The 21,360-nt window shown below is 66.1% G+C and carries 15 protein-coding genes; 9 read left to right on the top strand and 6 right to left on the bottom strand.

What is annotated here, in order from left to right; translation table 11 throughout:
- Positions 1-7 precede the first annotated feature (7 nt).
- Positions 8-2,815, top strand: a complete 2,808-nt coding sequence (locus QO058_RS04380; RefSeq protein ID WP_284170579.1) for an autotransporter outer membrane beta-barrel domain-containing protein — start codon at positions 8-10, stop codon at positions 2,813-2,815.
- A gap of 12 nt (positions 2,816-2,827) precedes the next feature.
- Here QO058_RS04380 and QO058_RS04375 read toward each other — a convergent pair whose 3' ends face one another.
- From QO058_RS04375 to QO058_RS04360, 4 genes are all read right to left on the bottom strand, one after another.
- Positions 2,828-3,631, bottom strand: coding sequence for an RNA methyltransferase (locus QO058_RS04375; RefSeq protein ID WP_284170577.1), 804 nt, complete (start codon positions 3,629-3,631; stop codon positions 2,828-2,830).
- 73 nt (positions 3,632-3,704) lie between these two features.
- Complete coding sequence (locus tag QO058_RS04370) at positions 3,705-5,888, bottom strand: methyl-accepting chemotaxis protein (protein WP_284170576.1); 2,184 nt, start codon at positions 5,886-5,888, stop codon at positions 3,705-3,707.
- A 124-nt stretch (positions 5,889-6,012) separates the two neighbouring features.
- Positions 6,013-8,517, bottom strand: a complete 2,505-nt coding sequence (locus tag QO058_RS04365) for a methyl-accepting chemotaxis protein (RefSeq protein ID WP_284170574.1) — start codon at positions 8,515-8,517, stop codon at positions 6,013-6,015.
- 138 nt (positions 8,518-8,655) lie between these two features.
- Positions 8,656-9,798: a dipeptidase gene (locus QO058_RS04360; protein WP_284170572.1), complete on the bottom strand. Its 1,143-nt coding sequence runs from the start codon at positions 9,796-9,798 to the stop codon at positions 8,656-8,658.
- 399 nt (positions 9,799-10,197) lie between these two features.
- On the opposite strand from QO058_RS04360, the gene QO058_RS04355 reads away from it, so the two are divergent.
- From QO058_RS04355 to QO058_RS04320, 8 genes are all read left to right on the top strand, one after another.
- On the top strand, positions 10,198-11,115 hold the full coding sequence (locus tag QO058_RS04355; protein WP_126110252.1) for a branched-chain amino acid ABC transporter permease: 918 nt from the start codon (positions 10,198-10,200) through the stop codon (positions 11,113-11,115).
- A gap of 11 nt (positions 11,116-11,126) precedes the next feature.
- Positions 11,127-12,503 carry a high-affinity branched-chain amino acid ABC transporter permease LivM gene (livM, locus tag QO058_RS04350; RefSeq protein WP_432212011.1) on the top strand — a complete coding sequence of 459 codons (1,377 nt, stop codon included), beginning with the start codon at positions 11,127-11,129 and terminating at the stop codon, positions 12,501-12,503.
- Between the two features lie 29 nt (positions 12,504-12,532).
- On the top strand, positions 12,533-13,405 hold the full coding sequence (locus QO058_RS04345) for an ABC transporter ATP-binding protein (RefSeq protein WP_284172814.1): 873 nt from the start codon (positions 12,533-12,535) through the stop codon (positions 13,403-13,405).
- Entirely contained in the window at positions 13,402-14,157 is a 756-nt protein-coding gene (locus QO058_RS04340) for an ABC transporter ATP-binding protein (protein WP_284170568.1), read from the top strand. Before QO058_RS04345 ends, QO058_RS04340 begins: the two co-directional genes overlap by 4 nt.
- A 28-nt stretch (positions 14,158-14,185) precedes the next feature.
- On the top strand, positions 14,186-14,539 hold the full coding sequence (locus QO058_RS04335; RefSeq protein ID WP_284170567.1) for a DUF6867 family protein: 354 nt from the start codon (positions 14,186-14,188) through the stop codon (positions 14,537-14,539).
- Between the two features lie 146 nt (positions 14,540-14,685).
- Complete coding sequence (locus tag QO058_RS04330) at positions 14,686-15,801, top strand: branched-chain amino acid ABC transporter substrate-binding protein (RefSeq protein WP_284170566.1); 1,116 nt, start codon at positions 14,686-14,688, stop codon at positions 15,799-15,801.
- A gap of 187 nt (positions 15,802-15,988) precedes the next feature.
- Positions 15,989-16,639 carry a glutathione S-transferase family protein gene (locus QO058_RS04325; RefSeq protein WP_284172813.1) on the top strand — a complete coding sequence of 217 codons (651 nt, stop codon included), beginning with the start codon at positions 15,989-15,991 and terminating at the stop codon, positions 16,637-16,639.
- Between the two features lie 139 nt (positions 16,640-16,778).
- Entirely contained in the window at positions 16,779-19,271 is a 2,493-nt protein-coding gene (locus QO058_RS04320; RefSeq protein ID WP_284170565.1) for a rhomboid family intramembrane serine protease, read from the top strand.
- 63 nt (positions 19,272-19,334) lie between these two features.
- On the opposite strand, the gene QO058_RS04315 is transcribed toward QO058_RS04320, so the two are convergent.
- On the bottom strand, positions 19,335-19,895 hold the full coding sequence (locus QO058_RS04315; RefSeq protein ID WP_284170563.1) for an RBBP9/YdeN family alpha/beta hydrolase: 561 nt from the start codon (positions 19,893-19,895) through the stop codon (positions 19,335-19,337).
- 43 nt (positions 19,896-19,938) lie between these two features.
- Positions 19,939-21,246 (bottom strand): adenylosuccinate lyase, encoded by a 1,308-nt coding sequence (purB, locus tag QO058_RS04310; RefSeq protein WP_284170561.1) that lies wholly within the window; start codon positions 21,244-21,246, stop codon positions 19,939-19,941.
- Between the last annotated feature and the right edge of the window lie 114 nt (positions 21,247-21,360).

Here is a 21,360-nt window from a genome sequence, read left to right as displayed (position 1 = left end):
GGATCGCATGCGCGCTGGTTCGAAGGGTTTCGCAGCAGGACAATTTCTCCGCACCGTCAGCTTTGCTGCTCTGGTGCTCGGCCTGGCCCACTCGGCAGCCTCGGCCGCGACCTATCTCGTCAGCAACGAGACGGATCTGCGCAACGCCATCGCCGCAGCGAATGCGAGCCCCGATGCCAGCTCGACGATCGTGCTGACCCAGAGTTTCACGGTCACAACCGCGCCCAATCTGGCGACGCCCACCAAGTCGCTGACGATCGACACGCAAGGGTTCGTGCTGTCGGGCGCCGGAGCCAGCAGCAATACGTTCAACGGCAATTTTCCGAGCGGTTCGCTGATAATTTTGGGCACTCTCATCGGCGGGACGGGAGGGGTCGGCCTAGTCGTCAACAGCGGCATCACGACGGTCGGCGCCAGCACCGGGCAGGTCGTCAACAATGGCTCGATCAGCGGCGGGGCAGCTGCTTCCGGCGGCCTCGGCGTCTCGCTCCTCAATGTCGTGACCTTCGTCAACAACGGCACGGTCAGCGGCGGCACAGGGACGGGCGGCGGCATCACCAACAACGGGGCCGGAGTCAATATCTCCAACAGCGGCGCGACACTGATCAACAACGCCAGCGGCGTCATCCAGGGCAGCAACAGCCTGGCGGCCGGGCACACCGGCGCGGGCGTTTTCGTGACCACGACTGGCAAGGCGGCGACGATCACCAATTACGGGACGATCCGTGGCGGCTCGGATCTCAGCGGCGCCGGCACTGGCAATGTGGCGATACGGGGCCGCGGTGCGGGCGCCAATCCGCTGACGATCAATAATCTTGGCACCGGCGTGCTGGAAGGCGGCAACGCCGCTGCCGCGATCACGAATGACGGTAACTTTCCATGGACAGTTTCGCTCACCAATAGCGGCACGATCCGGGCCGGTAACGGTTCGGCCACCGCGGTTCGGATGGCCAACAACATAGCCAATAATCTGACCCTGGAGCTTCAGGCCGGCTCGCAGATCATGGGCAATGTCGTCGCGAGCGCCGCCGGCACCCGGGACGTCCTGCGCCTCGGCGGCGCCGACAACTGGACGCTCGACGGCGGCATCGGCAGCGCCTCGCAGTATCAGAACTTCGACAGTCTGGAGAAGACAGGTGCGAGCGCCTGGACGCTCACCGGTAGCGGCGATTTTGCCGGCGCGACGACGATCTCCGCTGGCGCTCTGATCGTGAACGGCTCGCTTGCCGGCTCGGCGGTGACAGTTGCGTCGGGCGCGCGGCTCGGCGGCTCGGGCACGGTCGGGGCGCTGACGGTGGCCTCGGGCGGGCGGATCAGCCCCGGCAACTCGATCGGGACGCTCACCGTCAACGGTGCCTATGTCCAGAATGCCGGGGCCGTCTACGAGGTCGAGATCGATCCGGGCACGGTCACCTCCGACCGCATCGACGTGAAGGGCACCGCGACGCTGGCAAACGGCGCGATGATCTCGGCCATCAACTACACCGGCGCAGCCTTCGTCGCCGGCCAGCGCTATACCATCCTGACCTCGACTGGGCTGACGGGCGATTACGGCAGCACCGACCTCGTGCTGTCGCCCTTCCTCAGCCTGCGCAACGTCACCGACGCGACCAACGCCTATCTCTCCGTGGTCCAGACCGCCACGGCCGGCGGCATCGGCGGCACCGGCAACGAGCAGGAGGTCGGCAAGGCGGTCGATAGCCTGCCGACCGGCAACGCCGTCCAGACCGACGTTTACAACCAGGCCACGCTGGAGGCCGCACGTAGGGCTCTCGGGCAGCTCGCCGGCGAGATCCATGCCTCGGCCCGCACCGTGCTGATCGACGAGAGCTGGCTCCTGCGCCAGGCTGCCAACGACCGGCTGCGCTCGGCCTTCGGTGCGGTCGGCGCTAGCCCGATGGCAACGCTGAATTACGGCTTCACTGCCGATCTCGCGCCCGCCGTGAAGGGGCCGATGCCAAAGCCGCCTTCGGCCGAGCGCTTCGCCGTCTGGGGACAGGGTTACGGCTCCTGGGGCCGCACCGCCAGCGACGGCAATGCCGCGAGCCTCTCCCGCTCGACCGGCGGGCTGCTGGTCGGCGCCGACGTCGCTGCCTTCGAGACCATGCGTTTCGGCGTCGTCGCCGGCTATAGCCGCAGCACGTTCTCGGTGAACGGCCGCCTCTCCTCGGGCGAGAGCGACAACTACCATCTCGGCCTCTATGGCGGCGGGCAATGGGGTGCGCTGAACCTGCGCACCGGTCTGAGCTACACCTGGCACGACCTTTCCACCCGGCGCGGCATCGTCGCGGCCGGGCTCGGCGACACCTTGCGCGCCGATTACGATGCCGGCACGGCTCAGGCCTTCGGCGAACTCGGCTACCGCATCGATCTCGGCCAAACCGCCGTGGGACAGGTCGCGCTCGAACCTTTCGCGGGCCTCGCCTATGTCGTCCTGCGCAGCGATGGCTTCGCCGAGCGGGGCGGGGCGGCGGCGCTCTCCTCCGGCAGCGACGATACCAGCCTCGGCTATGCCACGCTCGGCCTGCGCGCCGCGACCACCACCCGCCTCGCCGGCCTGGATCTGACCTTGCGCGGCGGGCTCGGCTGGCGCCATGCCTTCGGCGATGTCGACCCGAAGACGACGCTCGCCTTCTCGGGCAGCGCCCCGTTCGCCATCGCCGGCCTGCCGATCGCCCGGAACGCCGCTCTGGTCGAGGCCGGCCTCGACGTCGCGCTTGGCGCCAACGTCACGCTCGGCGCCTCCTACACCGCCCAGCTCGCCGAAGATTCCCAGGACCACGCCTTCAAGGCAAACCTCGCGGTCAGGTTCTGACCGTGCCGTTCGTCAGGCTTTCGGCTCGCCGCTCCGGCCGGCCTTCGGTCCCTCAGTCAGGGACTTGAAGACGCCGCGCAGGGTGCGCGCCTCCTGTTCGGTCATGTCCAACCGGTGCAGGATGTCGCGCAGATTGGCGGTCATGACCGGCTTCTTGCCCGGCGGGAAGAAGCCGCAGCGCTCGAGCTCGCCTTCGAGATAATCGAACATCGAGAGCACGGTGGCCCGGCTTGCCGGTGGCGAGGGGTTGTTCTCGCGGAAGGGCGGTTCGCCGCCGCTGGCTTTCAGCCATTCATACCCGCAGAGCAGCACCGCCTGCGCCAGATTGAGCGAGGCGAAAGCAGGGTTGACCGGGAAGGTCAGGATCGCGTCGGCGAAGCTGATCTCCTCATTGGTCAAGCCGATACGCTCGCGCCCGAACAGGATGCCGACGCGCTCATCCGAGGCGATGCGCTCGCTGAGGTTCGGCATCGCCTCGGCCGGGGTGAAAACGCGCTTCATCTGGCCGCGCTCACGCGCCGTCGTCGCCAGCACATGGTTGAGATCGGCGATCGCCGCTGCGGCATCGGGGAAGAGCCGGGCATTGTCGAGGATATGGGTGGCGCCGGAGGCGGCTGCCGTCGCGCCCTTCTTGAGGCCGCCGCCACTCGGCCAGCCGTCGCGTGGCGCGACGAGCCGCAGCTCGGACAGGCCGAAATTCGCCATGGCGCGCGCGCACATGCCGATATTCTCGGCGAGTTGCGGTTCGACGAGGATGACGATGGGGGCATGTCCCGCGATGGACGGGCGCGTGCGGTCGGTGCCGGAACCGGTCATGAGAAGGCTGCTTCCTGAAGGAGCGCGCAGCCATGCGCCGGCTGCGCGGTCTCCGTCAACCGCCTCGTTGGGCTCAGGCGCGGCGGCGCTCGTGCCTCAGATCGACGAGGTGCCCGGCTTGGCCACCGTCATGCGTCCGGAAGGCCGCGACCAGCGCGTTCAGCCGCTCGATCTGCTGCCCCAGCGCCGTGGCCGAGGCGGCGCTCTGCTCGGCGAGCGCGGCGTTCGCCTGGGTCATCTCGTCCATATGGGCGATGGTCTGGCTCATCTCGTCGATGCCGCTGGCCTGCTCGGAAGACGCCGAGGAGACCTCGGTGACCGTGGTCGCGACGCGCTGCGAGGCCTCGACGATCTGGCCGAGCACGGCGCCGGCCGAGCGCACCAACTCGACGCCATCGCCAACCTGCGTGTTCGAGGCTTTGATAAGCGCCGAGATGCTCTTGGCCGCTTCGCTGGAACGCTGGGCGAGCGTCCGCACTTCCGATGCGACGACGGCAAAACCCCTGCCGGCATCGCCGGCGCGGGCAGCCTCGACCGCGGCATTGAGCGCGAGCAGATTGGTCTGGAAGGCGATCTCGTCGATGACCGAGGTGATGTCGGAGATCTTGCGCGAGGCCTCCTCGATGCGGCTCATCGCCTGAACCGCATCATCGACGATGGCGCCGCCCTTGCGGGCGATGCCGCTCGCCTCCTGAGAGAGCTTTGCAGCCTGGCGAGAAGCATCGGCCGCCGCCTTGACCGAAGCGGCGAGCTGCTCGGTCGTCGCGGCGCTCTCTTCCAGCGAGGAGGCCTGTTCCTCGGTGCGCTTGGAGAGATCGTCGGCGCCGCTGGTGATCTCGCGCCCGGCGGTCGCGACTTCGACGGAGGTCGCCTTGATCGCGTCGACGGTGGCGGCCAGACGCTCGATCGCGGTGTTGAAATCCTGCTTCAGGGCCTCGTAGTCCTGCGCGACCGCATCCTCGATCCGGACGGTGAGATCGCCCTGCGAGAGACGGGCGAGCGCATCCGCCAGCAAGCCGACGACCTCGCGCTGCTCGGCGAGCAGGGAGCCCTGCGCGGCGGCCGCTTCCTCGCGCTGTCTGGTGATGGCGAGGTTCTGGCGCTCGGCTTCGGCACGACCTTCGCTCGTCTCCGCCTCCAGCCGCTGTACAGAGAGGCCGTTCTCCTTGAAGACCTGGACGGCCTGCGCCATCTGGCCGATCTCGTCGCGGCGCGACAGGCCGGCGACGGCGACCCCGTAATCGCCGTTGGCGAGCCTGAGCATGGCATCGCGCAGGCGGCGCAAGGGCAGGGCGGTGGTGCGGCCGACGATGAAGGCGGCGATCAGGCCGAGCACGAGCGCGGCCGCGATGGTTCCGAGGATGATCGCCTGCGTGCGGGCCTGTGCCTCCGCGAGGCGGGCGCCGGCCTGTGCTTCCTCGGCGGCGAGCCGGGTTTCGAGCTCCTGCAGCGGCGGGGCGATCAGGTCGAACTCGCCGGAGAGTTTTTCACCGGCGAGCATGAAATCCTTCTCGGCCTTGGTCCAGGCGGGCACGATCTCGGCATAGGCCGTGAAAGCCGGGCCGATCTCGGCCTTGGCCTCGGCCGGGATGCCCTGGCGGCCGAGCGCGCGTTCGAAGCGGCCCTGCTCGACCTCCCATTGGCCAAGCAGGCTCTCGTCGAGGGAGAGGCGATAGGCGGCATCGATTCGGCGCAAGGCCGCGAGAATGCCGGGGAGGCGAGCAAGGTCGGGCGAATCCGATCCCATGCTGTGGGAGCGAACCTTGGTCTCCAGGGCTTCGGCGGCGTCTTCCAGCCTGGCGGCGAGGCCTTCGGGAGCAGCGGCGCGCAAGGCGAGTTGCATCGCGCCGATCGCGGTGAAGTCGGACTCGATTGCTTTCATGGGGGCGTCGAGCGCGGCGATGCTGTCGCGCACGCGGTCGGCTCCGGCGGCGCTGCCGAGACGTGCGATCGCCTGCTTCAGAGATTCAAGACCGGTGCCGAAGTCTTTGATATCGGTGGTTTCCTGGCGGAAACGGACATCGCGACTGGCGGCCTTCAACGAGAAGCTCGCGGCACGCACCTCGCGCGACCGGGCGGCGAGCGCAGAGTAAGCTTTGGAGTCCTCGAAGGCTGCCGTGAGTTGGCCGCTGCCCGTCCAGGAGGCAGCGCCGATCAGGACGAGGCCGAGGACGAAGACGACGCTGACCAGCGCGATCCTGAGCTGAATCGTCAGGCGCGATGCGGCCGAGCGTGAACTTGCGGTAGACAACGCCATAGCCCTCTCACCTGCCGGGATCGGGCGAGAGCATGGCAAGTCATGCTTAATGTTCCGCTAAATGCAGAGCGGGCACGGCTTGAGGCCGTGCCCGCTCTTTTCGGTCATGATGCTGGGATGCGTCTCAGAACTCTTCCCAGCCGGCATCATTGGCGCGCTTACGGGCCGGAGCCTGGCGCGGCGGCGCCTTCTGCTGCTCGACGAGTGCCGCCGCGAGCTTGCGCAGACGCTCCGGCTCGGCGCCCCGGCCGGTCGCGATCGCTGCCAGGTCGGAAGTGCGCAGGGGTGGCGGGGCATAGGGGGCGGCAGCGACCGGCGACCTTGCGATCGGCGCGAGCTCATCGCCGGTCCTGAAGGCCGCGACGAGGGCATTGAGCTCGGAGATCTTGCCGGCGAGTGCGTTGGCGCTGGCGGCGCTCTGCTCGGCGAGCGCCGCGTTCGCCTGAGTCATCTCGTCCATATGCGCGACGGTCTGGCTCATCTCCTCGATGCCATTGGCCTGTTCGGTCGAGGCGGTCGCGACCTCGGAGATGGTGGTCTGGACACCGCTCGAGGCCTCGACGATGCGGGTCAGCGCATCGCCGGCCTGGCGCACGAGCTTCACGCCGGTCTCGACCTCGCTGTTCGAGGAGGAGATCAGCCCGGAAATGTCCTTGGCCGCAGCGCTGGAGCGCTGGGCGAGGGTGCGCACCTCGCTGGCGACCACCGCGAAACCCTTGCCGGCGTCGCCGGCACGGGCGGCCTCGACCGCTGCGTTGAGCGCGAGAAGGTTGGTCTGGAAGGCAATGTCGTCGATCACCCGGATGATGTCGGAGATCTTCTTCGTGGCCTGCTCGATCCGGACCATGGCCGAGACGGCCTCGCCGGCGATGGCTCCGCCATCCTGGGCGACCTGCATGGCCTGTCCGGCCTGGCGCACAGCCTGCTGGGCGGCCTGGGCCGAAGCCTTGACGGAAGCCGCCAGCTCCTCGGTGGTCGCGGCGCTTTCTTCCAGCGAGGAGGCCTGTTCCTCGGTGCGCTTGGAGAGGTCGTCGGCGCCGGTCGAGATCTCGCGGGCCGAAAGGCCGACATCGGAGGCGTTGGCCTGGATGGTGCGGAGCGTCGTCGAGAGCCGCTCGGCGGTCTGGTTGATCGCCTCCTGCAGCGCGGCGAAGCGGCCGCGATAGCCCGTCGTCACGCGGTGGGTGAGGTCGCCACCAGCGAGCGATTGCATCGCTCCGGCGAACTCGGTGGTCGCAGCGTCGACGACGGCGTTGATCTCGTTGACGCCCTCGACCAGTTCGCGCAGCGGCCCTTCGACATCGCCGGCTTCGGCGCGACCGGAGAAGTCGCCGGCGCGGGCGGCTGCCACGATCCCCGCGACCTCGCCGACGAGCGTGCGGACCTTGGCGGCCTGCTCCGCGTCAGCGAGCATTGCGACCTCGCGATCGCGCCGGTTGGTTTCGAGCGCGAGCGCGTTCTGGCGATAGACCTCGAGCGCGCCGCTGAGCGTGCCGATCTCGTCGGGGCAGGGGGGAGCTGGGATCTTATGGGCGAAATCACCGGCCTGCATGCCGGCCAGCGCCGTCTGCAGCTGGACCAGCGGCCGGGTGATGCGGCGCTGCACGCCGCGCCAGCTCAGCACGCAGATGGCGAGCAAAGCGAGGAACAGGCCGCCGGTGATGGCGAGCCGGGTCCAGGCCCGCGCCAGCGTCGCCTGCGTCACGTTCTCCATCTCGTCGAAGGACTGGCCGACGGCCGCAAGGATCGTGTTGAACGGGCCGTTGCACTGCTTCGTCCACTCCTCGGCGCCGACGACCGGGCTGCTGCCCTGGCCGACGCGGCCGATCTGCTCGTCCATCAGCCGGTTGGCGGCCGTGACCTCGGTGTTCATCGCTCCGATCTTGCGCACCAGCTCCGGGCTGACGCCCGGGCGTGCCGCCAGCTGGGTCAACTGGGCGACGCTGGCGTCGGAGGCACCGCGCATCTCGCCGAGCCGGCGCAGCTGCGCTGCGTCCATCGGCTTGTTGCTGCCGAAAACCGGGCGCAGCACCGAGCACTGCGTGCCGTAGCTCGACCGCACGCGCCAGCCGGCTGCCTTGAAGTTCTGAAGATCGGCGAGCGCCGGATCTGACATGCGGACAGCCGTGGAAGTTCCGTCGGAGGCCGCGGTCATCGCGGTCTCGATATCGCCGACGCCGTTGTACCAGGGCATCGTCGCCGCGAGGCCGCGCTGCGGCTTCGGCTTGGCCGCCTCGGCGTACATCTCCGGCAGCTTCGACGCGGTCGCCTTTTCCTTCTGGTCGATCGCATCGGCCAGCGCGTTCCGCTCGGCGAGATCGGTGCTGCGCAGGCGTGCCATGGCGCGCCCGAGCTCGTCGCGATTTGCCTGCTCGATCTTCTTCAGCGTCGGCGAAGGATCGTCCGCGACCTGGATCGCGGTCTGGGCCTGGCCACGGTTGGACCGGATTGTGTTGCCGGCGACGAGGAGGGCCTCGTCGGCGGCGACCAGCTCGACGAGCCGTCGGCTGGTCAGGACGTCCTCGACGGCCTGTTCCGCGAGAAAGGCGAGCGCGCCGAGTCCCGGCACGCACAGACACGCCATGGTGGCGACGAGATAGTTCCTGATGGAGGCGGGAAAGAGATTCACGGGACCTGTCCGGGCTGTTCTGGCGCGGGACAGGGGAGTCGCTAGCGCTCCGCCCCCGCTCGCAATGTCGGGCCCGAAAGGTCTCGCATCAGACCCTTAAAATTTTGCCTCAATTTTGCCTTGCCGCGACGGTCGCGCTCAACGCGCGGCCGCGCTTGCGACCGAGCGCATTACCCGCAGCATGTTGCCGCTGGCGAGCTTGGCGAGGTTCTCTTCCGACCAGCCACGGCGGATCAGCTCGGCGATCAGGGCCGGGAAGGTCGAGGCGTCCTCTAGCCCGTCCGGCGTGAGGCCGCCGAAGAAATCCGAGCCGATGCCGAGATGGTCATGGCCGATCCGCTTGGCCAGATAGTCGAGATGGTCGCAGTATTGCGCCAGCGTCGCCCTTGGCCGGGGGCCGGAGGTCTGGGTGATCTCGGCTTCCACCTTCTTGAAGTCGAGCCCTTCCCGCGCCTTGCCGTACTGATCCCTGGCCGGCCGGTTCCAGTCGCGCGAGGCCTGGTTGATGAAGTCGGGCACGAAGGTCGCCATCACGACCCCGTCCTTGCCGGCGACCCGGTCCAGCACGTCATCGGGGACGTTGCGCGGGTGGTTGCAGAGCGAGAAGGCGTTGGAGTGCGACCAGACCACCGGCGCCTCGCTGATGTCGAGCACGTCGTGCATCACCTTCGGCGCGACATGGGCGAGGTCGACGACCATGCCGAGCCGGTTCATGCGCCCGATCACCTGCTTGCCGAAGGCGCTGAGTCCATTGTGGCGCAGCGCATCGGTCGCCGAATCGCACCAGTCATGGGTGTCGTTGTGGCAGAGCGTCATCAGCCTGACGCCGAGGTCCCAATAGGCGTCGAGCGCATCGAGCTCGTTGTCGAGCGCCGAGCCGTTCTCGATCGTCATGAACAGGGCGATGCGCCCTTCCTTCTTGGCGGCTTCGACGTCATCGGCCGACAGGCCGGGCCGAAAGACGTCGGCGTGGTGTGCCCAAATCCGGCGCATCAGCGCGATCTGCGCCAATGCGAAGCCGGCGGGCTTGGGATGATTAGGCGGGACATAGGCCGCGAAGAACTGTGCCGCGAGCTTGCCGGAGCGCATCCGCGGAATGTCGGTGTCGGTCTCGGGATGGACCTTGCCGAGATCGTAGGTCGGAAGGTCGCCCTTCGCGGTCCGGTCGAGCCGCACGACATAGGGCAGGTCGTTGTGCCCATCGATCAGCGGGATGCGATCGAGCAAAGCGAGCGCCTGATCATAGGCAGCGTCGGCGAGGGGAGGAGCGGCGAGGACCATAGCGCACCTGAAAAACGGGAATCGCGGGAGCGTGATCGTGGCAGCGCGCGAGCTAGCGCGCGAGGCCAAAAGCGCATGCCGCCAAGCGCGATTGGAACCGCCATTCCGGTATCTCGCGCCTCGGTGGTGCGACATCGGCGACAACGGGCCCGGAATCGCGGGATCGTACACTGCATGCCGAGCAATCATCTTGCGCGGAATGCGCGCGGAGCAGCAGCATCGGCTGCCTATTGCATATGCAATGTCCCGCAGATTGCTTTTGACAGAAATGTGGCGTGGGGTGATTGTCGAGCGCGCAGACCGTTGGTAGCTCTGCGCCGTAATCGCATCCCGCATGCGTCGGCGTCATGCCGCGCAAAAAAGAACGGGTAACTGATTCGAGGGGTTAGGCGTCGTTCAATGGAAGTATTCGTCCAGCAGCTCATCAACGGGCTGACCCTGGGGTCAATTTACGGCCTCATCGCCATCGGCTACACGATGGTCTTCGGCATCATCGGCATGGTGAATTTCGCGCATGGCGACGTCTTCATGCTGTCGGCCTTCATCGCGCTGATCTTCTTCATGCTGATCTCGGCCTGGTTCGGGGCTGGTCTGATCGTGCTGGCGCTGATCTTCGTCCTGATCCTTGCGATGTTCTTCACCTCGCTGTGGAACTGGACGATCGAGCGCGTCGCCTACCGGCCGCTGCGTGGTTCGTTCCGCCTCGCGCCGTTGATCTCGGCGATCGGCATGTCGATCTTCCTGATGAACTTCGTCCAGGTCGTGCAGGGGCCGCGCAACAAGCCGATTCCGCCGATGCTGAACAAGTCGATCCTGCTGATCGACAGCGCGACCTATCCGGTCTCGATCTCCTACAAGCAGCTCGTCATCATCATCACCACGGTCGTGCTGCTCGCCGCCTTCTGGTACCTCGTGCAGAAGACGCCGCTCGGCCGGGCCCAGCGCGCCTGCGAGCAGGACCGCAAGATGGCCTCGCTGCTCGGCGTCGACGTCGATCGCACCATCTCGATCACCTTCGTGATGGGCGCCGCGCTCGCTGCGGTGGCGGGCGTCATGTACCTGGTGCTCTACGGCGTGGTGAACTTCGCCGACGGCTTCACGCCGGGCGTCAAGGCCTTCACCGCGGCCGTGCTCGGCGGCATCGGCTCGCTGCCCGGCGCCGTGCTCGGCGGGCTGCTGATCGGGCTGATCGAGGTGATGTGGTCGGCCTATTTCACCATCGACTACAAGGACGTCGCCGCCTTCTGCATCCTTGCGGTCGTCCTCGTCTTCATGCCCTCCGGCATCCTCGGCCGGCCCGAAGTCGAGAAGGTCTAAAGCCGATGGCCATGGACACATCGACCCCGGCCAAGCGCCAGGCCGACATGACGAAGGCGCTGAAGGAAGCCGCCTTCGCGGCGCTGATCACCTTCGGCCTCTGCATCCCGATCATCGCCTGGGGCACGCGCCAGAACCTCGACAACCAGCTCGTGCTCGATCCGCGCTGGGATGCGGTGGCCTGGGCCGTGGCGATCGTCTTCGTCGGCCGCTTCCTGATGGCGCTGCGCCAGCAGACGCGCAGTGAGGGCAAGTCGGCCGTGCGGCTCCTGCCGCATGGCACGATCGGCTTCTTCCAGCGCCATTCGCGGATCTTCTCGCTGTTCGGCCTCGGCTTCCTGGTCAGCTTCCCGATCATCGCGATCAATCTCGCCGGCTGGGGCGGGGCACTGAAATGGATCGACAATTTCGGCGTCCAGATCCTGATCTACGTCATGCTCGGCTGGGGGCTGAACATCGTCGTCGGCCTCGCCGGCCTGCTCGACCTCGGCTATGTCGCCTTCTACGCAGTCGGCGCCTATTCCTACGCGCTGCTCGCCAAGAACTTCGGCCTGTCCTTCTGGATCCTGCTGCCGATGTCGGGCATCCTCGCCGCCTTCTGGGGCATGCTGCTCGGCTTCCCGGTGCTGCGGCTGCGCGGCGACTATCTCGCCATCGTGACGCTCGCCTTCGGTGAGATCATCCGGCTCGTCCTGATCAACTGGACCGAGTTCTCGAATGGCTATGCCGGCATCTCCGGCATCCCGCGGCCGACCTTCTTCGGCATCCCGTTCACGGCGGGCGATGACGGCTTTTCCGCGGTATTCGGGCTTGAATTCTCGCCGCTCTACCGCACCATTTTCCTCTACTACGTCATCCTGTGCCTGGCGCTGCTGACCGCCTATGTCAGCCTGCGCCTGCGCCGCCTGCCGGTCGGGCGTGCCTGGGAGGCGCTGCGCGAGGACGAGATCGCCTGTCGCTCGCTCGGCATCAACACCACCAACACCAAGCTGACGGCCTTCTCGCTCGGTGCGATGTTCGGCGGCTTCGCCGGCTCGTTCTTCGCGGCGCGGCAGGGCTTCATCTCGCCTGAATCCTTCGTCTTCATGGAATCGGCGGTGATCCTCGCCATCGTCGTGCTCGGCGGCATGGGCTCGCTCTGGGGCTGCGCCATCGCCGCGATCGCGATGATCGGCGGCACGGAGCTGTTGCGCGAACTCGACTGGCTGAAGCAGATCTTCGGTCCCGATTTCGATCCGACCAAATACCGCATGCTGATCTTCGGCTTCGCCATGGTGGTGATCATGATCTGGAAGCCGCGCGGGCTGATCTCGACCCGCGAGCCGACCGCCTTCCTCAAGGAGAAGAAAGCGATCTCCTCCGACATTGTCCAAGAGGGGCACGGCTGATGACGAACCTGGTCGAGACCACCTCGGCGATGACAGCCGTCACGGCCGCTCCGCCCGGGACGCCGCTGCTCAAGGTCGAGCATCTGACGATGCGCTTCGGCGGCCTCACCGCCGTCAACGACCTCTCCTTCGAGGCGCGCAAGGGCGAGATCACCGCACTGATCGGCCCCAATGGTGCCGGCAAGACCACGGTGTTCAACTGCATCACCGGCTTCTACAAGCCGACCGAGGGCATGATCACGCTCACGCAGGAGAATCGTGACGGTTCTTCGGGCGACAGCTACCTGCTCGAACGGATGCCGGACTTCCGCATCGCCTGGAAGGCCAAGGTCGCCCGCACCTTCCAGAACATCCGCCTGTTCGGCGGCATGACGGTGCTGGAGAACCTCTTGGTCGCGCAGCACAACCCGCTGATGATCGCCTCAGGCTTCACCTTCCTCGGCGTGCTCGGCATCGGCGGCTACAAGGCGCGCGAGAAGGAAGCGATCGAGAAGGCCACGGGCTGGCTCGAGAAGATCAACTTGGTCCACCGCGCCGACGATCCTGCTGCCGATCTGCCTTATGGCGACCAGCGCCGGCTCGAGATCGCCCGCGCCATGTGCACCGATCCGGTGCTGCTTTGCCTCGACGAGCCGGCGGCCGGCCTCAACCCACGCGAGAGCCTCGACCTCAACAACCTGCTGCTGTCGATCCGCAAGGATCACGGCACGGCACTGCTCCTGATCGAACACGACATGTCGGTAGTGATGGAAATCTCGGACCATGTCGTGGTGCTCGATTACGGCACCAAGATCTCGGACGGCACGCCGGCCGAGGTGCAGGCCGATCCGAAGGTGATCGCCGCCTATCTTGGCGTCGATGACGAAGAGGTCGAGCAGGTGGAAGCGGAGGTCGGCCTATGAGCGAGGCAGCACCGCTCCCGGGCGCTCAAACCGCTCCGCTCCTCACCGTCCGCGGGGTCAAGACCTATTACGGCAAGATCATCGCGCTGAAGGGCGTCGACGTCGATGTCCGCCAGGGCGAGATCGTCACGATGATCGGCGCCAACGGCGCCGGCAAGTCGACGCTGATGATGACGATCTTCGGCACCCCGCAGGCGCGCGAAGGCACCATCACCTATGAGGGGCGCGACATCACCAAGATGCCGAGCCATGAGATCGCGCGCCTCGGCATCGCGCAGTCGCCGGAAGGGCGGCGCATCTTCCCGCGCATGACCGTGTTCGAGAACCTGCAGATGGGCGCGGCCGTCGCCGGCATGCAGCATTTCGACGAGGATCTCGAGAAGATCTGCGCACTTTTCCCGCGCGTGAAGGAGCGGCTGCAGCAGCGCGGCGGCACGCTCTCGGGCGGCGAGCAGCAGATGGTCGCGATCGCGCGTGCGCTGATGGCGCGGCCGAAGCTGCTGATGCTCGACGAGCCCTCGCTCGGCCTCGCGCCGCTGATCGTCAAGCAGATCTTCGAGGCCATTCGCGAGCTCAACCGCAGCCAGGGGCTGACCGTGTTCCTGGTCGAGCAGAACGCCTTCCATGCGCTGAAGCTCGCCCATCGCGGCTACGTCATGGTCAACGGCGTCATCACCATGAGCGGCACGGGGCGGGAATTGCTCGCCAATCCGCAGGTGCGGGCGGCCTATCTCGAAGGCGGCCGGCATTGAGCGGCGCGGGCCTGAACGGAGCACGATGATGCAGGGCATTCTCTACGAGGAGCCGACCATCTGGCTCTTCCTGCTGGTCACGGTGGTGATGGGTGGCTGGGCTGCCTGGATGGCGGGGCGGGCGGTGGCGATCACCTGGCGCCCGCCGGTCCAGCTCGTCATCTATACGCTGATCCTCGGGCTGGCGATCCGCTTCATTCACTTCGCCCTGTTCGAGGCGACGCTGCTGTCGCCGCACTATTACATCGTCGACACGATCGTGCTGTTCGCCTTCAGCTTCGCCGGCTGGCGCTACAACCGAGCGCGCCAGATGACGACGCAATATCGCTGGCTCTATGAGCGCACCGGACCCTTCACCTGGAAGGCTCGCGAGAGCACTTAAGGCGCCGAAAACACAACCAAAGTTCACGGGGCTTGCCGCGTGACACCACTGCGAAAAAGCGCAAGACTGCGTTTCACGGTGGCACCACGCGCCGAGACGGGACGGCCAAACCGGCCCGTAATATACTCACAGGGGAGTCACAACGCATGAAGAAGCTGCTCTTGGGCGGAATTGCCCTTGGCGCGGTCCTCGCCTTTTCGGGCGTAGCGAACGCACAGATCAAGCTTGGCGTCGGCGGCCCGATCACGGGTCCGAATGCAGCGTTCGGCGCGCAGCTGAAGAACGGGGCGGAGCAGGCTGCCGAAGACATCAACGCCGCCGGCGGCATTCTCGGCCAGAAGATCCAGGTTTCGGTCGGAGACGACGTCTCGGATCCGAAGCAGGGTGTGTCGGTCGCCAACAAGTTCGTCGGCGACGGCGTCAAATGGGTGGTCGGGCACTTCAACTCCGGCGTCACCATGCCGGCCTCGGAAGTCTATGCCGAGAACGGCATCCTTATGGTCAGCCCTTCGGCGACCAATCCGAAGATCACCGAGCGTGGCCTCTGGAACGTGTTCCGCACTTGCGGCCGCGACGATCAGCAGGGCTCGGTGGCGGCGGAGTACATCGCCAAGAACCTCAAGGGCAAGAAGATCGCCATCGTCCACGACAAGACGACCTATGGCCAGGGCCTCGCCGACGAGACCCGCAAGGGCCTGACCAAGGCTGGGGTCAAGGACGTGCTCTATGAAGGCGTCAACGCCGGCGAGAAGGACTTCTCGGCGCTGATCTCGAAGCTGAAGTCGACGGGTGCGGACTATCTCTACTGGGGCGGCCTGCACACCGAAGGCGGCCTGATCGTGCGCCAGATGCGCGACCAGGGCCTGAAGACCGTGCTGATCTCCGGCGACGGCATCACCACCGACGAGTTCGCCACGATCGGCGGCCCCGGCGTCGAAGGCACGCTGATGACCTTCCCGCCGGATCCGCAGAAGCGCCCCGAGGCGGCTGCTGTCCTCAAGAAGTTCGAGGCCCGCAAGTTCAAGCCGGAAGCCTACACCCTGTACAGCTACGCAGCCGTGCAGGTCATGGCCGAAGGCGCCAAGCGTGCGAACTCGCTCGATCCGAAGAAGATCGCTGCAGCGCTGCAGGGCGGCCAGCCGGTCGATACGGTGATTGGCAAGCTCGGCTTCGACAAGAAGGGCGACATCACCCGCCCGGACTATACCGTCTACACCTGGAAGAAGGGTGCCGACGGCAAGATCGGCTATGTCGAGAATTGATCGTCGCTGATCGCCTCACGGCGTGACACCAAGACCCGTTCCGGAGCCATCCGGGGCGGGTTTTTCTTTGAGGGCTGAGCCGGATCGCGGCATCCCGTGGTCAGAAAAACGAGGCGAGTGGTCGGGAGCTGCGATGGCTATTCGTCCTCCGGGAGCAAGCGCACGAAACAGCCACGGGAGCCGGCCAATGACCGTCATCATCACCGCCTTTGAACGCTCGCCCGACCGTGGCAATGGTCTGGCGCGTGACATGCGCCTTCGCTGGGCGCTCGAAGAGGTCGGGCAGCCCTATGAGGTGCGTCTCCTGTCGTTCAAGGCGATGAAGCAGCCCGCGCATCTCGGGCTTCAACCGTTCGGACAGATTCCGACTTATGAGGACGGCGATCTCTCCCTGTTCGAGTCGGGGGCGATCGTCTTCCATATTGCGGAGCGCCATGCCGGCCTGCTGCCGGACGATACGAATGCCCGGGCGCGTGCGATCACATGGATGTTCGCCGCGCTCAACACGCTGGAGCCGCCGATCTTCGACCGCACCTTGGTCAGGATTCTTGAGCGCGATAAGCCTTGGTACGAAGAACGCCTGAGCGCCCTCGATGACCTCATCCGCAAGCGGCTCGAAGGTCTCTCCAACCACCTCGGCGATGCCGACTGGCTCGATGGCGCATTCAGTGCCGGTGATCTCTTGATGGTGACGGTGCTGCGCAGACTGCAGAGCTCGGGTATCCTGGAGGAACACCCGAACCTTGCCGCCTATGTCGCCCGCGCCGAGGCGCGGCCGGCGTATAAGCGTGCTTTCGAAGCTCAACTGGCGGTGTTCGCGGCTTCGTCGCGCAGCTGACAGCGTGGTCGAAACTACCGCCCGCCAAGCCCGGTGCCTCGTGGTGCCCGTTGTTCGTATAGGTTGAAGCACCGCCAGCTCTTGCATCTTGCAATTGGTTTTGGTGAGCTAGCGGAGGATGGGCGGCCAAGGGCTGGGGATGGGCGAAATACCGACCTGGAAGACGGGCGGATTGATCCGTCGTGGCATCGCTTTCCTGATCGACCTGATCGTCGTGATGGTTGCAACGCAGCTGTTGGCGAGCGTTCTGTTTCCACTGTCCAACGGCGCGCTGATCGACAGCACCGCCGTGATCATCTCGTGTGAGCCGGCCAAAGAGCGTCCGCAAGAGGTCGAGGTTCGGCCCGGCTTTGATCCGACTGTGGAGAAGGTCTGCACTAGGAGCCTCTTCGGGCAGCCCGTCGCTCGCTTCTACACCATGTCCCGGCAGGAGGCCGGCTCGAGCGTCACGACATCGATCAGCTATTCGCTCGACAGCCAGAACCGAGTGGCGCTGACATTTGACCTGTCGCTGCTGCAATGGCCGCTGCTCGCCTTGATGCGCTGGCTGGTGGAGGCGCGGGGATGGCAAAGCCCTGGGCGTCAGGCGACGTGTCTTTATGTTCTGCCGCGCGCCGGCGTCAGCGCCGGATCTGCTCTGCGCCGCCGCTATGTCTTGTTCGCGCTACCTAGCACCGTTTTGATGGCGATCTCTATCGGGCTTTTTATGGCCTTGTGGGCTGGCCTGACGTTGCCGAGCGATCTGCCGCCTGCCTTGCTGTTCCTCTCCAGATTGCCTGAACTCACAGCGGTGATCGTCGCCGTCATCGCAATCGCACATGGTCGGGACGCCTTCTACGACGAGGCGGCGGGAACGAGCGTCGTCTACATTCGGGAAGAGATCGAAACGGCCGCACAATTCCCCGAACTACCTGCACTAGCGCCAAAGCAGGCAGGCAAATTGGGCGATCTGCTTTTCCCTGTTCCATGGGCCACGTTGGCACTGGCCGCAATCCTCGTCCTGGTCTTCCTGGGCGAGCTCGCCATGTCGTTCGAGGGCACGCGGGCCACGGTTGTGACCGGCCCGACGCTGGTGTTGTTCGGCGCGATGTCGAGTGAGTTGGTCTTTCAAGCAGGGCAATGGTACCGGCTGGTCTGTTCCATATTCCTGCATGGCAGCACGGCCCATCTGCTTGCGAATGTCATACTGCTCGTGATCGTCGGCTGGTTTCTTGAAGCCACACTCGGCATTGGCTGGTTGCTCGCGATTTTCATGCTGGGTGGGTTGGTAGGCTCAGTCGCTTCGGTCAGTTTCAATCCGCCTGCTCTTTTGGGCATTGGCGCGTCCGGAGCCGTGCTGGCTCTCGTCGCTGCGGGGCTGGTGCTCAGCTTCAAGGGGCCGGACACCACCCGAAGCAGATGGCTGAGCGGGTTTTGCCTCGCAGCCCTTTTCGGCGCCGTTTTTTCGAGTACCGGGTTCGGCCCCATCCGCGTCGATCATGCCACGCATATTGCCGGAGCGCTGAGCGGCGCCGCGCTCGGTTTGCTCGTCTGGTGGAGCTGGGACCGCGAAACGGAGCGTCCGCGCTGGCGTCGGATCGCTCTGGCCAGTGCATTCCTTCTTCCCGCGCTGACGTTCCTGTCGATTCCCCGGGCGGGCTTTGGCGACGTATCCCTTGCGAGATTTCTCATACCGGCCGAGCACCTGCCCAAGGCGGATGCCGAATGGGTCGCGCAATCTGCCGAGCTCGTACGGCGCTATCCTCGGGATCCTCGCAGCCACGTTGCCCGTGCCCTGGCGCTGCATGACAGCAAGGTCGAGCGCGAGAAGTCATTGGCACTGGTGGGCAGGACGCAGAGGGACCTGGTGTCTGCACAAGGTCCCCAGATCGAACAGAATGCCCTGTTTCTGGTCGGCCAGGCTCGGCGCAGAGCGCGGGATTGGGAGGCTGCGAACGATCTCTTCACACGGGCTGTCGCGATTGATGCCCCGCCGCGGTCCGACATTTTCGGCGCGCGTGCCTTAACAGCGCGCTCGCTTGGCCGCCCTGATGCCGCGCTGGATGACCTGCAAGCCCAGCTTCGCTTGCAGGTCATCAATGCCGAGATCCTCGAAAGGATGGCGGATGCTTTGTCGGCCCTGGGGCGCCATCCGGAGGCGCTTCAAAAGCTTGACGAAGCTCTGACCCTGAATCCGAAGAGCTTCAGCGCGGCCCGCCTGCGCGGGTGGTTCGCATTTCTCGATGGCCGCTCGGACGAAGCCATTCGAGGCCTGGAGCGCGCCCTCGATCTCAAACCAGATGACGCCTACACAGCGCTCTTCTTGCACATCGCCTCCGTGCGGGCTGGCAATGGCGAGCGCATCACAATATCTGCTGCAAAGGTCGACATGCAGCAATGGCCTGCGCCGGTCATTCGATACTACCGCGGCGAGATCGGCGCCGAAGAGCTCCGCGAAGCCGCGAAGGACCAGGACCCCGTCAAGTATAACGAGCAGGATTGCGAGGCGAGTTTCTATATTGCCGAAGCGCGTCTCATGCAGGGTGCGGCAAAGGACGCTGAGCCGCTCCTGAGCCATGCGTGGCAGATCTGTCCGAAGACATTTTACGAGTGGGGCGCCGCTCGCGCCGAACTGCGCCGCATCGGCCAATAGCCGGTGATCGGATGGCGAGCTTATGACGCCGGTCGCGTTGGCTCGGGCTTGGCCCCGCGCCACTCACACCGCCGTCAGGCTCTTCATGAAACCGGCGAAGCGCAGCAATCCGTCCGGCCAAGGGCCGTGGCCGGATTCGGTGTTGAGATGGCCGCTATCGCCGGCATCGACGAACTCCGAGCCCCAGGCCTCGGCCAACGCCTTGGCTTCGTCCTGCGTGCAATAGGGATCGGTCGCGCTGGCGATCAGCACCGAGCGGAAGGGCAGGGGCCTCCGCGGGATCGAGGCGAAGTCATCCGCCATGCCGGGAATGGCGCGCTTGGCGCGCTCGGACGCCGGCGCGACCAGGAAGGCGCCGGTGACCTCGTGCGGCTTGAGATGCTCGGCCGCATGCGCGACCGCGCTGCAGCCGGCCGAATGTGCGACGATGACGACCGGCCTGGTCGCGGCGCGCACGGCGGCGACGATGCGGTCGGCCCAGCCGTCGCGGGTCGGCTTGTACCAGTCCTCCTGCTCGACACGGCGAGCGGTGGCCAGCTTTGCTTCCCAGCGGCTCTGCCAATGGTCGGGGCCGGAGCCCGACCAGCCCGGCACGATCAGGATGTCGGTGTCAGAGGTTTTCATGGCCGCTAGATAGCGTTCAATTCTGCGAAATCCAGCAGGCGCCTCAAGCCTCCCCGAACACCCGGCGGAAGATCGTGTCGACGTGCTTGAAGTGGTAGCCCTCGTCGAACATCGCCTCCAGTTGCGCCGCCGACAGCTTGGCGGTCACGTCTCTGTCGGCCTTGAGGTTGGTGAGGAAGTCCTCGCCATGCTCCCAGGTGCGCATCGCATTGCGCTGGACCATGGAATAGCTGTCCTCGCGGCTGGCGCCTGCCTGGGTCAGCGCGAGCAGGACGCGCTGCGAATTGTGCAGGCCACCGAGCTTGTCGAGGTTCTTCCTCATGTTCTGCGGATAGATCAGCAGCTTGTCGACGACGCCGGTGAGGCGGGCGAGCGCGAAGTCGAGCGTCACCGTCGCATCGGGGCCGATCATGCGCTCGACCGAGGAGTGCGAGATGTCGCGTTCGTGCCAGAGGGCGACGTTCTCGAGCGCCGGGGTGACCATGCCGCGCACCAGGCGGGCGAGGCCGGTCAGGTTCTCGGTGAGGACGGGGTTGCGCTTGTGCGGCATCGCTGACGAGCCCTTCTGGCCCGGCGAGAAATACTCCTCGGCCTCATAGACCTCGGTGCGCTGGAGATGGCGGATCTCGGTGGCGAGGCGTTCGACTGAAGACGCGACGACGCCGAGCGTGGCGAAGAACATGGCGTGGCGATCGCGCGGGATGACCTGGGTCGAGACCGGCTCGGGTGTCAGGCCCATCTTCTGCGCGACATATTCCTCCACCTGCGGGTCGATATTGGCGAAGGTGCCGACGGCGCCCGAGATGGCGCAGGTCGCGATCTCGGCACGTGCGGCGACGAGGCGGGCGCGGCAACGGTCGAACTCGGCATAGGCTTGGGCGAGCTTGAGCCCGAAGGTCACCGGCTCGGCATGGATGCCATGCGAGCGGCCGATGGTCGGGGTCAGCTTGTGCTCGAAGGCGCGGCGCTTGATGGCGGCGAGCAGGGCGTCGACATCGGCGATCAGGATGTCGGTGGCGCGCGCCAGCTGCACCGAGAGCGTGGTGTCGAGCACGTCGGAGGAGGTCATGCCCTGGTGGACGAAGCGCGCCTCGGGGCCGACGATCTCGGCGAGATGGGTCAGGAAGGCGATGACGTCATGCTTGGTGACGCGCTCGATCTCGTCGATGCGGGCGACGTCGAAGGTCGCGTCCTTGGCCTTGGCCCAGATCGTCGCGGCGGCGTCCTTCGGCACGACGCCGAGCTCGGCGAGCTTGTCGGTGGCGTGCGCCTCGATCTCGAACCAGATGCGGAAGCGCGTCTGCGGCTCCCAGATCGCGACCATCTCGGGGCGGGAATAACGGGGGATCATGGCGGGCTCGCGACGTGACGATGAAAGGCTTGCCGCTCGCTAGCACGGAGAGGCTCAGGGTGGAATGCCGAAGGGCCGCTGCTGACAGCTTCAGGCCCTCGACCTGCCTAGTGT

The organism is Bosea vestrisii (genome assembly GCF_030144325.1).
GTDB classification, from domain to species: domain Bacteria; phylum Pseudomonadota; class Alphaproteobacteria; order Rhizobiales; family Beijerinckiaceae; genus Allobosea; species Allobosea vestrisii_A.
This window is presented reverse-complemented; position numbering and strand designations above follow the sequence as displayed.